This window comes from Glutamicibacter endophyticus, from assembly GCF_048457885.1.
Lineage (GTDB): Bacteria > Actinomycetota > Actinomycetes > Actinomycetales > Micrococcaceae > Glutamicibacter > Glutamicibacter endophyticus.
Window position 1 is genome coordinate 2,673,658 of sequence record NZ_CP174200.1, and the last position, 15,227, is coordinate 2,688,884.

The following is a 15,227-nucleotide window of genomic DNA, read 5'->3' on the forward strand; positions in this document are numbered from 1 at the left end:
GATACATCAAAAAGTCCACTACTGCGGTACATCTAAGCTGTCGACGCATGCCCTGCGATGCAGGAGCACAAGGTATAAGTCTACGTCCTAGGGCCGGTTATCCGCTGTGATGCAGCGGATACTCTGGCCCTAGAAACGGAGATCTTAGACACGCCGCATCAATTTGGAGGGCCACCAGATAGCGCTGCCGACCTGATGCACCAGCGCCGGGACCAGCAACGAGCGCACGATCAAGGTATCGAGTAGCACGCCGAAGGCCACAATGAACCCCAGCTGCACCAAGAACATGATCGGGATGACGCCCAGCGCCGCAAAGGTCGCCGCGAGCACCACGCCGGCTGAGGTAATGACCCCACCGGTGGCACGCAGACCACGGCTCATCCCCTCGGTGGTGCCATGCTGCAAGGTTTCCTCACGCACCCGTGTCATGAGGAAGATGTTGTAATCAACCCCGAGTGCCACCAGGAAGACGAACCCAAAGAGCGGCACCGACGGATCCGCACCGGGGAACTTGAAAACGTGGTTGAAGACCAGTGCGCTCACCCCCATCGCGGTGCCGTAGGACAGCACCGTGGTGACGATCAACAGCACCGGGGCGAGGATCGAGCGCAGGAGCAGCATCAGGATCAGAAGAATCGCCGCCAACGTCAGCGGAATGATCTTCACCAAATCCTCTTCGGCGGTCTGGGCCGTATCGAGCATGGTGGCGGTACTTCCGCCGACGAGAATCTGTGGGTCTAGCTCATGCAGCGTCTCCCGCAATCCAAGCACGGTTTCCTTGGCGGCCTCCGAGTCGGCGGCATCGCTCAAGGTAATGGACCCCAGGACCATGCCGTCAATGACCTGCGGCTGGGCACCTGGCCGACTACCCACCGGCGCGCCGCCTTCGGCCTGCAGAGTCACCGAATCGACGCCAGCTGCACCGTCAATGAGTTCCAGCGCCGACTGCGCCCGCTCCGCGGGTAGCACCACGCTGGCCGGAGAGCCCGAACCAGCCGGGAAATGTTCGCCAAGCACTTGCTGCCCGGTACGCGCCTGCGATTCACCGAGCACCAGTTCACTCTGCGCCACACCATGAGCCCGCAAGCCGGTGATGCCTGCGGCACCGATCAGCAGCACCGCGCAGCAGCTGATCCACACCGTTCGATGACGCCGACGGACCAGTCGGGCCACCCAAGCCCATAGGCCGCGGTCGTCTGCCACGTGGTGGGCCGATGAGGGCTTAGGTAGTAAGGGCCAGTAGGCCGAACGACCCACCAGGCCGAGCGCCGCCGGCAGGAAAGTCAGGGCCGCGATCACCGAGAACACGATGCCGCTGGCCCCGATCGGACCTAGTGCGCGGTTGGAGTTCAAATCGGAGAACAACAGGCAGAGCAGCCCCACCGTCACGGTGCCGCCGGAGGCCAGCACCGGCTCAAGGCAGCCGCGCCAAGCCTGAGTAACCGCCTGCCAGCGCCCCGCTCCTTCACTCAGTGCCTCGCGGTGTCGTGCGACGAACAGCAGGCTGTAGTCAGTTGCCGCGCCGATCACCAAAATGGACAGGATGCCTTGAGATTGCCCATCAAGCCGAATCCACCCGGCGAGCGCCATGAAGTACACGGCCAAGATCGCCGCACACAATGCCATCACGGAGGTGCTAAGAACGATGAGCGGTAGCAGCACCGAGCGGTAAACCAGTAACAAGATCACGAAGACCGCGGCTAGGGCCACGCCGAGAAGTACCCCGTCGATACCCGAGAAGGCTTCCTTGAGGTCGGCGCTAAAACCCGCCGGGCCGGTAACATAGGCGCTCGCAGAGGCCGGAAGTTCTTCCTCGAGTAGCGCGCGCACCTCATCCACCGCCGCAGCCGTATCCGCCTGCGAGTCGAGGGGCACAATGATTTCAAGGGCCTTGCCGTCTTCCGACGGGATGGGACCGATGACCTCACCTTCCAGCGCATCGAGCGTATCGAGGCTTCCAAGCGCGTCGGGGACGTCCTTCGGGGAGATTCCGGCCTCGTCGGCAATCACCACCACGGCCGGGATGGCCTCGCTATCTCGGAACTTTTCCTGCCAATCCAAGGCCTTGGTGGCCTCTGCACTGGCGGGCAGGAAACTCGCCTGATCGTTGCTCTGCACCTCGGAGAGCTTGCCAAAGGTTGGGCCACCGACGCCGGCGATGGCAAACCAGGCAATCACCGCCACCAGGTACAGTGCGATGCGCCAGAGCACGGCCCGGGGTTTCGCCGTGGAACGAGTGCGGTCTTCCATGCGGATCTTTTCTCCCTAGAACTCAAGGTTAGGTTGCCTGCCAGTTATAGTTTACTCATAAAGTTACTCTATGATGGAACTACTTTCTGGCAGATAAGATGTCACCCATGGAAAATGCGGCGCGCAGCGGGTTGGTCCTCCAGCTCCAGGAATTCACCCAAGCTACCGAGCGCTACGTGGAATCCACGTCACGCCATTACGGAACGCATCGCACGGATATGCACGCACTGGGCGTCATCATGCAGTACCAGCGACGCGGCCAGCTACCGGCACCGCGCGACCTTAGCCGCGAATTGAAGCTCAGTTCCCCAGCCACCACGGCCATGCTGGACCGGCTCGAGCGCCTCGGCTATATCCAACGCCAACGCAGCGACAGCGACCGTCGAATCGTACGCATAGCGCTGACCCCCTTGGCTCGCGAACACGGACAACTCATGTTCCGTCCCCTGGCGGAGTCCATCGGTGAAATTTTGCAGGATTACAGCGCCGAGCAACTGGCCTTGATTTCCGGATTCATTACCGAGGCGACGGCCGCCACCGAGCGAGCCGCGAAACACGCCTCGTCACAGCCGGACCAGCAGTAGCTCAACGAGGCGCGGCCTCAGTAGGCTAGCGAAGTGAGTTTTACCTTATGGCTCTCCCTCTTAGGAGCCAGTACGCTAATCAGTTTCACTCCCGGCGCCGGGGCCATCAACACGATGACCAATGCGATGCGTCAAGGGTACCGACGGTCCATTTGGGGCATTCTGGGCCAGCAGATCGCCCTGCTGATCCATGTAGTGATCGTCGCCGCCGGAGTGGGCCTCCTGGTCGCCAACTCCCCCACCGCGTTTAATCTCATTCGTTACGCCGGGGCGGCGTACCTGGTGTATCTGGGCGTGCGCATGATGCTCTCCGTACCCGACGTTGCTTCTCCCGGCCACGGCAGTGGTCACGCGCTCACCCGCTGGCAAATGATCCGCCGCGGGATCCTGGTCAACCTGCTCAATCCCAAGGCCATCATTTTCTTTCTGGCCTTCACCCCGCAGTTCATCGATCCAGCGCAACCGTTGCTGGGACAGTATCTGGTGTTCATCGGCACGATTGTGACCGTTGATGTCTTAGTAATGTTTTTCTTTTTTGCCGCCACGGCGCGAAGCTTTCAACGCTTCACGGCCACCCAGCGCGGGGCCAAGGCGCTGAACATCCTCTTTGGGATCTTGTTCATCGTGGTCGCCGCAATGCTGGTTTTCGTCCACCAGTGAACGCGCCGTGGATCTTCTCCAAATTGTTGCAGTGAAGTGAGCATTAACACTTAGACTGGTGCCATGTTCCAGATCATGACCGTCTGCACCGGAAACATTTGCCGCTCCCCGATGGCCGAGTACATGTTGCGTCACGCACTGCAGGAGGCCGGAGTGGAACAAGTGGCCGTTATTTCCCGCGCCGTCACCGACGGAGAGATCGGCAACCGCATCGATCCGCGCGCCGCCGCGCTGTTGACCGTGGCCGGCATCGACGCCTCGGCACACCGTGCAACGGGCCTACGCGCCGAAGAATTGGCCGGCATGGATCTGGTGCTCGCCATGGATATCGGCCACTTCGAAACTCTCGTTCCGTACCTGGCCGAGCTGGACCCCGAACAGCGCCCGCAGCTGCGCATGGTGCGTTCCTTTGACCCAGAAGCCGCGGCACAACCGCATCAAGAGCAGGGCATCTACGACCCGTGGTACGGCGACGCCGCCGACTTCCAGCAGACATATTCGATGATTGAACAGGCCCTGCCTGCGCTTGTGAACTACGTGCGGAGTAACATCTCCTCTCGTGGAAACCGCTAAACCCTTCATCATCGCTCTGGACGGTCGCTCCGGAGCGGGCAAGACCTCGCTGGCCGCCGACCTGTCCAGCTTCCTTGCCTCCTACCTGCCCACCAGCATCCTGCACCTCGAGGATTTCTACCCTGGGTGGGACGGTCTCCACGAGGCCATCGAGCGCTACGCCCAGGTGCTTCCGCGCCTTGCCCACGGCCAAAGCATTCACTGGCCGCGCTGGGATTGGGAACGCTCGGCGCCCGGCGAGCTGGCGAGCTACTCCCCCACCTCGATCGTCATCGTCGAGGGGGTGGGCGCTGCGGCCGCCGCGGTCCGTGACCAACTGGACCTGACCATTTGGGTGGGGGCCGACGAAACACTGCGCAAACGTCGCGCGATCGCACGTGATGGCGATACCTACCTGCCTTATTGGGAACGCTGGGCCGCCCAGGAAGAACGCTATCTGGACAGCGACCAGCCGGCCGACGCCGCCGACCTCGTGATCGACAACGGGTCGATCGCCAGCGGCTTCGCACAGTTGCGCGAACTGCTGCATCTGCTCCCGGCGACCCGACGCGGGAACCTGCCGATCACCAGCTCCGAAGCCTTGCCGGCGGCCAGCACGCTCGTCCCGGCACCGGTTGACGCCGCCGCCCTGTTCGAGCAGCTCGCGCAAGGGTGCAGCTATGCGGCGCTCCTCGAATCCACGAGTCATCACCTCTCCGACCCGTTGGGTCGCAACCGCTACACCTTGCTGGCCCTCAGCCGCGGCGAACACCCCACGGTGCTTCAGGCCACCGCCGCCGGCACGGAGCTACGTTACGGCCCGGGTCGGTTGCGTCTGGGAGCGGAATTTTTCGAGGCGCTAGGAGAGATTTGGCCGGGCCCCGAGGCCGCTTTCACCGTCAATAGCGACGACGGGCCAAACCCACAGTGGGTCGGCTACCTCGGCTACGAACTCAAACGGGAGCTCGGCGCCGCGAACCTGCAGGCGCGGCTTGCCGATGGGCAGATACGTCCCGATGCGGTCTTTTTCAAGCCCGACACCATTCTGGTCGTCGATCACCAGCAGCAGAGCCTGCGGGTCACCGCCCCGCAGGAGCACCTCGATCAGGTCCTGGCCATGGTGCGTACCACAGCACCGGGCCCCCGCGCCGAATTACCGACCCTGGACTTTCGGTGCGCCGATGACGCCGCCGGCTACATGGACAAGGTTCGACGCGCACAATACGAAATCGCCGAGGGCAACAGCTACGAGGTTTGTCTCACCACCCGGCTCAGCGCCACTGTCTCCGGCGAGGACTTTTCACCCTTCGCGGCCTACCAGAGCATGCGTGAGACATCCCCGGCGCCTTTCGCGCATTTCCTGCGCCTCGGTGCCTTCGAGGTAGCCAGCATCTCCCCGGAACGTTTCCTCTCTCTGGACTCCAATGGCCGGCTTCGGGCCGAACCGATCAAGGGCACCCGGCCCCGCGGTGCGACCCCGGAAGAAGACCAAGCGCTTGCCCACGATCTGGCCACCCACCCCAAGGACCGGGCCGAGAACATCATGATTGTAGACCTGTTGCGCAATGACCTCTCGCATCACGCGGTACCGGGCTCGGTCGGAGTGCGCCGGTTATGTGCCGTGGAAAGCTACGCCACGGTGCACCAGATGGTGTCGACCATCGATGCCCAGCTCTCGGCCCCGCAGCTGGCGGCGGCCGCGCTGCGCGAAGCCTTCCCTCCGGGCTCGATGACCGGGGCCCCGAAACTCTCGACCATGGCGATCCTCGACGAACTCGAGGACGGGCGCGCCCGCGGGTTGTATTCCGGGGCCGTGGGCTATCTCGGGGCCGATGCGGCCGCCGACTTTAGCGTGGTGATCCGCACGCTGACCTGCGACAAGCTCAGCGACGGGCGCTGGTCCCTCGAACTGGGTCTGGGCGGGGCGATTACCGCCGACTCGGATCCGCAGGCTGAATGGGATGAGGTCATTACCAAGTCGCGTGGCGTGCTCGGGGCCTTAGGCACCAGTTTCCCGGCCTAATCTCGGGGCGGTTACTGCAAGGTGGCGCTGAGCCGAGCCACGTTATCGATCCAGCGTTGGAAGCGTGGGCGGCGGCGCCAAGCCGCGAGGCTCAGTTCGGTCGAGATCTCCCGGTACTGATCGTGGACGGCGTTGACCTTATCGACCATCTCCTTGCCCAAGAGCATGACCGAAATTTCCATGTTCAGGCTAAAGGAACGCATATCCATGTTGGAGGAACCGACCACGGCCACCTCATCGTCGACGGTGAAGCACTTGGTGTGCAGCACCATCGGCGCCGGATACAGGTGAATCCGCACCCCGGCGGACAGCAGCATCTGGTAGTAGGACTGCTGTGCGTGATGGACGAAAAACTGATCGCCCTCGGCACAGACGAAGAGATCCACCTCGACCCCACGCTGTGCCGCGGTGGTGATCGCGTAGAGCATCGAGTCGTCCGGGACGAAATACGGGCTGGTGATCTGCAGCCGGTCCGAGGCCGAGTAGATCAGCGTGTTGAACAGCCGCAGATTGTTTTCCGATTCATAACCGGGCCCGCTGGGCACCACCTGGGCCATGGTGGTACCGGGCTGGTCGTTCGGTGACAGCGGGTGACTGGTTTCGGCCAGATCGCTGAGCACTTGGTCGGAGTCGTCTTCCTGCCACCAGTCGGTGGCAAAAATGACGTCGAGGCTACGCGCCAGCGGGCCTTCGACACGGATCATCAATTCGACCCATTCGCGGCCCACCTTATGTGCTGATTCGCGCTTATAGCCCGGCTCGATCAGGTTCTGGCTTCCGGTGAAGGCAACCTCGCCATCGACCACGAGGATCTTGCGGTGGTTGCGCAGATCCGGGCGACGCCAGCGCCGCTTGAACAGGTCGATCGGCAGCATCCGACGCCAGGTGATCCCGCCGCGGGTCAGCCGCTTGGTGAGCTGGCGATACCCCTTCACCCGCAAGGTGCCTAGGTGGTCGAAGAGCAAACGCACGGTCACCCCACGCTGCACCGCCCGTTCGAGGGCCTCGAGCACCGGGGAAACATATTCGGGGTCATCGCCCATGATGTAGAACTGGATGTGAACGTAGCGTTCGGCCTTCTCGATCTCCTCGCACATGGCTTGCAAGGATTCGCGGTAATCGGAGATGACCTCGATGGTGTTACCGCCTTCCAACGGCATCGCACCGAGTTTGCGGTTTAGTTCCACCGCATCCTCCACCCATTCTTCGGTGGAGTGAAATTCTTCGGGGAGCTTCATATGCTCGGTGCCCGCCAGAATGGCCTCGTTGGCGCGCCGTTGCTTTTGCAGCCGGCGGCGTGAGAGCCGTGGATTGGCGAAGAGCAGGTAGGCCAACAGGCCGATCACCGGAATGAAAAAGATGGCAAGTAGCCAGGCCATGGCCGTGGTGGGTCGCCGGTTGCCCGGCACAATGCCGATCATCAGCACGCGCACGATGACGTCGATAGCGACCGCGATCGGATACAGGAAAGGACCGGCCTGCCACACGAACTCTAGGCTAGGTATCACGCAGCTCCTCCCGACCGGACCGTCCATATCCCGAACCGTCTCTCCGTGGGCGCCCAGGTCGCCCTTTGTCATTGTGCATAGACTATCCAATCCCGGCACTTACCGCCCGTTGCGTGACCAGCTGAAATGAAGAGATCGCGAATTCTTCGATAATCTATCCTCTATGAGCTCTCTGGTATTCCTCGACCTCGCTTATCCCGCCGGTCGCATTGCCGACATTGACGCACCGCATCTTCCGGTCACGCTGCAAGGCGTCAACCGCGGTGACGGGGTTTTTGAGTCTCTGCTGTACACCCGCAACACCGTACGTAAGCTCGATGCCCACCTAGCGCGCCTGCAGGAATCTGCCGCAGCCTGCGCCCTGACGATCCCCGACGAGCTGAGTTGGCGGGCGGCCATCGACACCGCCATTGCGGACTTCGACGCCGACGGTGGCGCCGATGAAGCAGTGGTCAAGCTGGTCGCCGCACGCGGCGTCGCCGACAGCGACCCGGCCTGGTGCTGGATCACCGTCAGCCCGGCGCCGGCGCTCGGCCGTGAACAACGCGCCTCGGGCATCGACGTGCTGTTGCTTGACCGCGGCTATGACTCAAAATTGGCCGACCGAGCACCTTGGCTCCTGATGGGTGCCAAGACGCTGTCCTACGCGGTGAACATGGCCGCGCTACGTTACGCGCACCAGCACGGCGCACACGACGTCATCTTCACCTCGGCCGACGGCATGGTGCTCGAAGGCCCCACCTCGACCGTCCTGGTGGCGCAGCGTGATGGCGACACCAAGCGGCTGATCACCCCCTTGCTCGAAACCGGCATCCTGCCCGGAACCACGCAGGCCGCCATCTTTGCCGCGGCGGAACAGGCTGGCTGGGAATTGGGCTATGGACCCTTGCAGCCCTCGGATCTGTACCAGTCTTATGGCGTCTGGTTAGTGTCCTCGGTCCGTCTGCTGACCCCGGTACGTTCGTTGGATGCCAAGCCTCTGCATTTCGATGCCGAGCTGCATGAAGAACTGAGCGAACTGAGCCAGTCGATTCGCTAATTTCCTCCAGCCAGCACGTTGAACGTTGGCGGATAACCCGGCGGGCACTTCCGTGTCCGCCGGCCGCTGACCTAGGCTGGCGCTATGGAGATCATCAATTCACTCGCCCTGTCCGTGGTGGCCGCCGCCATCTTTTTCTACCTGCTGTATACCGTGATTCGCGCGGCCGTGCGCCGCGCCCTGTTGGATGTGGCCGAACAACGCGAAAAGAGTTCGCCCACCAATCAGATAAAAGCCAGTGAGATCGAGTAGGATGTAGTTAATCGACCCTAGGCAAAGAAGAGGCAGGGCTTGAGTAAACTACACCGCGTGTACCCAGCGCTCGCCGCCACGGCGGCGCTGACCTTCTCACTTGGAGGATGCACACCCGCACCGCAGGCCCAAGCACCCGAACCGACGGAAATGCACACCGGCACCATCAAGCTCGATGCCGAGGTCGATAAATTAGATCACCTGCTTGACGACGGCGCCGAACACCTCGTTGCCAGTGTTGCCCACCCCACCGCCACGGGGAGCACAGCCGAACCGCGGACCATCCCGCTCATCAACCAGGATGCTTCCACCTGGTCACCGGGGAAGTATGAGTTGGTGGTGCGGTGCGTAGGCAGTGGGCAGATCTACCCGGTTTTGACCATCGGGTCGCAGACCATAGCCGGAGAGATCGCCTCCTGCGCCGAACCCGGTGGGGAACAACAGCTGAACCTCACCCTTGAACAATCGGCCGAGAATTCACGAGTGACAATCATTCCCGTTGGCGATACCCGCGCCGCGGTGGGATATGTGATCGATCGCCGCTAGCCCGCCAGCTACCCGAGCCTAGTCGCGCGTTTCGCGGTGGATCCTCTCCAACCCTTCGGCATGGCTAGTGACCGCGAAGTCGGGGAACCGGGCGCGGAATTTGGAATCGTCGAAGAGATTGTCGGCCGCGTAGCGCGGCAATAGCTCGCGAATCTCGCGTGCCTGCGGATTGATAAGCCCCGCGGCGTTCAGGGCCCAGCGGGGCACCACGGTATAGCGGCCGCTGACCCCAAAAACGGTGGCGGCAAGCTCAACAAACTCACCATAGGTGGGGTGCACATCGCTAACCGGCAGATGCCAGGTCTGGCCGTAGGCGTCTGGAGTGGTACCCAGCCTCGCCAGCGCACGACTGGCGTCCGGGGTCCAGATCAGCGTGCGCCGCCGATCGGCACGCACGGGCACCAGTGCCCGCCTTCCGGCTTTCATCCGCTCAATCACAAGCGAGTTGGTAAATCCTTGGGTACGACCCGGCCCATAGAATTCCGGAGCCCGGGCGATCAGCACGGGAATCTCGCCGCGTTGCATTTCCTCGAGCACCAGCTGCGCCATCCGCGCACGCACCTGGCCCTTGCGCCCCACCGGTTCGAAGGGAGTCTGTTCTGTCTGGATCCGATGATCCTGCGGGTACATGTAGGTGTTATCGAAATATGCGAACCGTGCCCCGGCGGCGCGCGTCGCATCGAGCGCGTTGCGGAGCATCGTGGGAAATTGGACTTCCCAGCGTTCGGTATCTGCAGGCAGCCCGGCGGTGAAATAGACGATGTCACTGCCGGCGACGGCTTGGTGAGTCTGCGCGGCATCCAATAGATCGGCGCGGTGCAGGGTGTCGCTGTCGTTGACCTTGCGCGGGTTACGGCTGACCAGTCGTAGCGGGCCGGCCTGGATGCGCTGTAGTTCGCGGGTGAGCTCGGTGGCAATCTGTCCACTGGCTCCGAGGATGGTCTGCATGGTGTGGGTTCTCCCGGTCGGATGCTTGATCGCTGGGTCGCCATGCAAAGTAGCGTGGCGTGTACTGCACCTCGCGCTCGCTAAGGGGTGTGCGAGCCTCGACTCCAAGGCTCCCGAGCGGCCACTGCCCCAGCGGGCTAGCTAACCATCACGATCGGCATGACTTCCCCAAGCACATGCGGTATGTTTGCAGTGCTCACATTTGAGCGTAGACGGGAAGGTTAGCAGTGTCAACATTGAAGAGTTCGTACCACCATGGGGATCTACGTACCGCGCTCATTAGCGCGGCGGTCGACATACTCGAGTCGGGCGAGCCTTACTCGCTTCGCGCCGTCGCGCGACGAGCCGGAGTCTCCCCCACCGCGCCCTACCGTCATTTCACGGATCGAGAAGCGTTGGATTCCGCCGTGGCCGTCGAAGGATTCAAGGACCTGCGCGAGCAGCTAGCACAGACACTGGCCTCGCACACCAACGTGACTGCAGCACCTGAAGCACTGGCCGAGCTCGGGGTCGCCTATGTGAACTTTGCCTTGCGTCGCCCCGCGGTCTTCCGACTCATGTTCGGCAACGAATGCGATCAAAGCGATAGCGCGCGCGTCCAAGCCTCTCAGGCACTCCACACGGTCCTCAACGAGGCACTTGAGCGCATGCTGCCGGCGAAGGCCTCAGCGGAACTGGCCACCGCCCTCTGGGGTTTAGCGCACGGGCTGGCGTTCCTCCACCTCGACGGGAAGTATCGCCCTGCCCCGACCGAGGAGGTGGCCGCTCGGGTGCGAGATGCAGTACTGGCGATCCTTGCGCTGGGCCAGCCTTAGCGAGCCGAGTAGTGCAGGACGCAAGGTGTTGACAGCGCTCACATCCATTCGTAGTCTGCCGATACGCACTGCAAATTTCTTCGGGACGCCTCGTGCCACCGTTGGCTGTGCCCGCCTTGCGAGTTATCGAGACACCTAGCAACTTGCCCCTCAAACGAGTTACTGTCCACCCATCGCCGCATCATCCGGTTCTGCACCAACGCCACCCCACGATCATCGAAACGAGATCCTCATGACCAAACGCATTCTGCACGTCGTCACGAACGTTGCACACTACGACGATGAGTCGCACCCGACCGGGCTCTGGCTCTCGGAGCTCGCTCACGCCTGGGAAGTCTTTGCCGGGCATGGTTTCGCGCAGGATATCGTCAGCCCGCTGGGCGGAGCCTCGCCGCTAGAACCGCGGTCGTTGAAATTTCCGAGCTATGACAAGGCCACCAAGGCTTGGCACCACGATCCGCAACGCATGGCGCTACTAGAAAACACGCTGCGCCCCGAGCAGATCGACTCCTCAGCCTATGACGCGATCTACTTCACCGGGGGCCACGCCGTCATGTTTGACTTCCCGGATAGCGAGGGATTGCAGCGCATCACCCGCGAGATGTGGGAGCAAGGTAAAGTCGTCTCCTCGGTCTGCCATGGATACTGCGGGCTGCTCAACACGACGCTTTCCGATGGTTCCTTGCTCGTAGCCGACCGCAAGGTCACCGGCTTCGCGTGGACAGAAGAAGTGCTGGCCCGGGTCGATAAGCTCGTGCCGTATAACGCCGAGGAAGAAATGAAGAAGCGCGGCGCGCTCTACGAGAAGGCGACGCTGCCCTTCGTCTCCTACGCCGTAACCGACGGTCGGCTGGTCACCGGCCAAAACCCCAGCTCCGCCAAGGAGACCGCGCAGAAGGTCACCGCACTGCTCGAAACACCGGCCAGCGTATAAAGACACAAAAATGCGGCACCCGAGCCTTTTGAGGTACCGGGTGCCGCATTAGTTGTCTGTCATTGCTCCGAGCGCATCGCTGGATTAACTCCACACCAGGTGGAAGGTCCCAGCGCCCAACGCCGCGGCAATGGCTCCGGCGCCGAGCACCACTCCGGCCACGATCACCAGAAGATCTCGCAGCCCAAAGTGCACGCTACGAATCCAGGTGCGTTCCCCGGTACCGAAGCCCTTGGCTTCCATGGTGACCGCCAGCCGCGAGGCACGCCGTACCGCCTGCACCAATAGCGCCAGACACTGACCCAATTGAGCTCGTAGGCGTTGCCGCGGCGAACCGAAGTTCCCGACACCTCGGGCCCGCCGGGCCAAGGCCAGCGTGGTGAATTCCTCGGTGAGCAGGCCCAGTAAGCGCATCCCTGCCAGCGCGCCCAACACGAAACGGTGCGGCACTCGCAGTTGTTGAGATAGCGCCCCGCCGAGATCACTCGGATTGGTGCTGGCCACGAGTAGCACCATGGGAATCGCCAAGCCGATAGCTCGCAGCCCGGTCGCCGCACCGGCGGCCACCGAGCCCTCGGTCACCGTGAACACCCCAAGATGCAACAGGATTCGGCCGGCGTCCTCGCCCACCAGCGCCACACCCCAGCCGGCCACCGCGCCAGCGGCCAGTAGCGGCCACGCCCGGCGCAGGAACGAGAGCAGGCGCAGTCCGGCCAGCGGGAGTGCCACCAGGGTCGCCACAATAATCACAGAGGCAGAGACCCAGTCCATGGTGGACACCAACGGCAGGGTGGCGGCAGCCACCGCGGCAAGCTTCGCCAGCGGATTGATACCGGCCAACCATGACTCCCCCAACGGCGCATCGAGCATTGGGCCCGGCCGTCCGGTGGCCTCAGAAGTTTCACGTGGCGCCGGCAACTGCAATTCTTGGGAGGCTAGGGCCGCGGAGAACTGCTCATCGTGGGTTACCGCAATGACCGCGGTGCCGGCTTCGAGAGCCTCGATGAGTAGCTGCACCAGTTCTCGCCAAGTATTGGCGTCCTGTCCAAAGGTGGGCTCATCGAGGATCAGCACCTGCGGGTCGGCGGCCAGCACGGTGGCAACCGACAGCCGACGTTTCTCCCCACCGGAGAGGGTGAAGGGATTCGCCTCCGCGAGGTCTTCGAGGCGCAAGCGGCGCAGCAACTGATCAACTCGGGCGGCGATCCGCTCTTCGTCGAAGGCCGGCGCCGCGGGATCGGCGGCGTGGGCCCGGCGCGGGGCAAACTCCAGCTCTTCACGCACGCTCTGCGTGACGAACTGGTGCTCGGGCTCTTGGAACACCGTTCCAATGCGCGCAATGAGCTTTCCGGCCTTCCAGCTAAAGGGTTGCTCGGAAAGTTCCCCGGCAAGGTCCTCGCTGGCTCGCAAGGTGCCGCTGGAAGGCTCGAGCAGCCCTCCGAGGGTCAGCGCCAGGGTGGATTTCCCGGCTCCGTTGGCTCCTCGAATACAGTAGGCAGCTCCGGCCCGAATCTGCAGATCCACTGCGGCGGTCTTCGGTGCCTGCGCCGAGCGCGCGGCAACGAGATCTTGCGCATGCAATAGCTCCACCCCCGGGGTGCCGGCAAACACGGTGGTCTCCGGGACGATGCCCGGCACCCAGAGGCCGGCAGCGCTCAGCTCGGCGCGCAACTGCCGGTCGCTGAACAGTGCCTGCGGGTCAACATCGTGGGCAACGCCGCCTCCGGGGGCCAGCACCACCACGCGGTCTACCGCATCGGCCCAAGCCTCGAGCCGATGCTCCACCACGATCAACGTAGCGCCGGTACTCTCGGCGGCCGAAAGTACCGCATCGCGTAGGGCGGGCACACCCTCGGGGTCGATATTGGCCGTGGGTTCGTCCAGCAGCATCAACCCCGGCTCCATGGCCAAGATCCCGGCGAGCGCTAGGCGCTGTTTTTGTCCACCGGAGAGATGGGCGGTGCGGTGCTCCCCGTCGAGGGCGCCCAAGCCCACGGCCTGCAGCGCCGGGGTGATCCGTTCGCGAATGAGTTCCGGGTCCATGCCAAGATTTTCGGCGCCGAACGCAACATCGTCGACAACCCGTGATTGCACAATCTGCGTTTCCGGGTCCTGTTGCATGAGCCCGACCGGTTGCTTGGCGGTAAAGACATCCTGGCCTCCCACCCGCAAGGACCCAGTGGCTTCGCTCAGTTCATCGACTTCGAGGATGCCGGCCAGGGCATAGAGCAGCGTGGACTTTCCGGCCCCCGAGGGCCCGAGCAGCAGCACCTTCTGCCCTGCGGGAATACTAAGGTTGAGGCCTTGAAGTGCGGGCTGCTCACGTTCGGCATGACGCCACCCGAAGTTCTCGGCAGAGACGGCCAAGGCTTGGGTGCGCACCGTCGCAGGACGCTGTTCCCCCAGCCCGGCACTCATCGACTCTGTCCCCGCCAGGCCCCTTCCAGGTGCGCTCGACGACTAGCCAGCGCACCCAACGCACCGGTGCGGGCCAAGCCACGAGTGGCCAGCCATGGCAATAGTCCAGCGATGATCATGCCGGAGATCGACATGGCCAGTACGTGGAAGAACTTCATGAACGGGGTGTAGGCCTCGTAGTAGGCCAGTACGTAGGCCTCGGTGAACCCTCCAAAGAATCCGGACATCAACCCGGCAATAAGTGCCACGGGCAGGGTGAATTTCCGGTAGCGCACGGCCGCGAAGACTACTTCGGCGCCCAGACCCTGTACGAGCCCGGAGAGCAGGACGGTCAGTCCCCATTGGGAACCCAGCAAGGCCGAGATGATTGCGGCCAGCATTTCACAGTACAAAGCGGCACCGGGCTTGCGGATAATCAAGGCGCCCAGGGCTGCCGGGAAAAGCCACATGCCCGAAACGAAGGCGGCGGCTGGCGGGAAGGCGACGAAGCCTAGGGATACAAAGCCGTAGCTCGCGTTCCACGCCCAAAAAACCACACCGGAAGCCACTGCGATGGCCGAGGCGATGACGATATCTACCACGCGCCAACTGGCACGGGGCTTAATTGCTGAAGTACTCATGATGGTCTCCTCCTGAGATAAGGAGGGGGGATGTACGCAAACCGCGCGTCCTATTAAATGGGCCGAAACGGGTTTCCG

14 protein-coding genes are annotated in these 15,227 nt (G+C 63.0%); 9 read left to right on the forward strand and 5 right to left on the reverse strand.

Annotated features, from left to right (window positions below; genetic code table 11):
- Window positions 1-144: 144 nt before the first annotated feature.
- Entirely contained in the window at window positions 145-2,250 is a 2,106-nt protein-coding gene (locus tag ACJD00_RS12455) for an MMPL family transporter (RefSeq protein WP_418907257.1), read from the reverse strand.
- Between the two features lie 107 nt (window positions 2,251-2,357).
- Between ACJD00_RS12455 and ACJD00_RS12460 the strand changes: the two genes are divergently transcribed.
- From ACJD00_RS12460 to pabB, 4 genes are all read left to right on the forward strand, one after another.
- Window positions 2,358-2,834, forward strand: a complete 477-nt coding sequence (locus ACJD00_RS12460; RefSeq protein WP_418907258.1) for a MarR family winged helix-turn-helix transcriptional regulator — start codon at window positions 2,358-2,360, stop codon at window positions 2,832-2,834.
- 33 nt (window positions 2,835-2,867) lie between these two features.
- Window positions 2,868-3,494, forward strand: a complete 627-nt coding sequence (locus tag ACJD00_RS12465) for a LysE family transporter (RefSeq protein WP_418907259.1) — start codon at window positions 2,868-2,870, stop codon at window positions 3,492-3,494.
- A 63-nt stretch (window positions 3,495-3,557) separates the two neighbouring features.
- The gene (locus ACJD00_RS12470) at window positions 3,558-4,067 is read left to right on the forward strand and encodes a low molecular weight protein-tyrosine-phosphatase (RefSeq protein ID WP_418907260.1); all 510 of its coding nucleotides are present in this window, start codon (window positions 3,558-3,560) and stop codon (window positions 4,065-4,067) included.
- A complete protein-coding gene (gene pabB / locus ACJD00_RS12475; protein ID WP_418907261.1) occupies window positions 4,054-6,069 on the forward strand; it encodes an aminodeoxychorismate synthase component I in 2,016 nt (671 codons plus the stop codon). Before ACJD00_RS12470 ends, pabB begins: the two co-directional genes overlap by 14 nt.
- 11 nt (window positions 6,070-6,080) lie before the next feature.
- Here pabB and cls read toward each other — a convergent pair whose 3' ends face one another.
- Window positions 6,081-7,577: a cardiolipin synthase gene (gene cls, locus ACJD00_RS12480; RefSeq protein ID WP_418907262.1), complete on the reverse strand. Its 1,497-nt coding sequence runs from the start codon at window positions 7,575-7,577 to the stop codon at window positions 6,081-6,083.
- Window positions 7,578-7,740: 163 nt separating this feature from the next.
- Between cls and ACJD00_RS12485 the strand changes: the two genes are divergently transcribed.
- The 3 genes from ACJD00_RS12485 to ACJD00_RS12495 all read left to right on the forward strand — a co-directional run bounded on the left by ACJD00_RS12485 (window position 7,741) and on the right by ACJD00_RS12495 (window position 9,414).
- Complete coding sequence (locus ACJD00_RS12485) at window positions 7,741-8,616, forward strand: aminodeoxychorismate lyase (RefSeq protein ID WP_418907263.1); 876 nt, start codon at window positions 7,741-7,743, stop codon at window positions 8,614-8,616.
- Between the two features lie 84 nt (window positions 8,617-8,700).
- Complete coding sequence (locus ACJD00_RS12490) at window positions 8,701-8,868, forward strand: hypothetical protein (RefSeq protein WP_418907264.1); 168 nt, start codon at window positions 8,701-8,703, stop codon at window positions 8,866-8,868.
- 39 nt (window positions 8,869-8,907) lie between these two features.
- Window positions 8,908-9,414, forward strand: coding sequence for a hypothetical protein (locus ACJD00_RS12495; protein WP_418907265.1), 507 nt, complete (start codon window positions 8,908-8,910; stop codon window positions 9,412-9,414).
- Window positions 9,415-9,432: 18 nt separating this feature from the next.
- On the opposite strand, the gene ACJD00_RS12500 is transcribed toward ACJD00_RS12495, so the two are convergent.
- The gene (locus tag ACJD00_RS12500) at window positions 9,433-10,362 is read right to left on the reverse strand and encodes an NAD-dependent epimerase/dehydratase family protein (protein ID WP_418907266.1); all 930 of its coding nucleotides are present in this window, start codon (window positions 10,360-10,362) and stop codon (window positions 9,433-9,435) included.
- A gap of 227 nt (window positions 10,363-10,589) precedes the next feature.
- Between ACJD00_RS12500 and ACJD00_RS12505 the strand changes: the two genes are divergently transcribed.
- Both ACJD00_RS12505 and ACJD00_RS12510 read left to right on the forward strand, forming a co-directional pair.
- Window positions 10,590-11,177 (forward strand): TetR/AcrR family transcriptional regulator, encoded by a 588-nt coding sequence (locus ACJD00_RS12505; protein WP_418907267.1) that lies wholly within the window; start codon window positions 10,590-10,592, stop codon window positions 11,175-11,177.
- Window positions 11,178-11,409: 232 nt separating this feature from the next.
- Window positions 11,410-12,111 carry a type 1 glutamine amidotransferase domain-containing protein gene (locus ACJD00_RS12510; protein ID WP_418907268.1) on the forward strand — a complete coding sequence of 234 codons (702 nt, stop codon included), beginning with the start codon at window positions 11,410-11,412 and terminating at the stop codon, window positions 12,109-12,111.
- A gap of 84 nt (window positions 12,112-12,195) precedes the next feature.
- Here the strand turns inward: ACJD00_RS12510 and ACJD00_RS12515 are convergent, their stop codons facing one another.
- Both ACJD00_RS12515 and ACJD00_RS12520 read right to left on the reverse strand, forming a co-directional pair.
- A complete protein-coding gene (locus ACJD00_RS12515; protein ID WP_418907269.1) occupies window positions 12,196-14,529 on the reverse strand; it encodes an ATP-binding cassette domain-containing protein in 2,334 nt (777 codons plus the stop codon).
- Window positions 14,526-15,149, reverse strand: coding sequence for an ECF transporter S component (locus tag ACJD00_RS12520; protein ID WP_418907270.1), 624 nt, complete (start codon window positions 15,147-15,149; stop codon window positions 14,526-14,528). The genes ACJD00_RS12515 and ACJD00_RS12520 overlap by 4 nt, the downstream gene beginning before the upstream one ends.
- Between the last annotated feature and the right edge of the window lie 78 nt (window positions 15,150-15,227).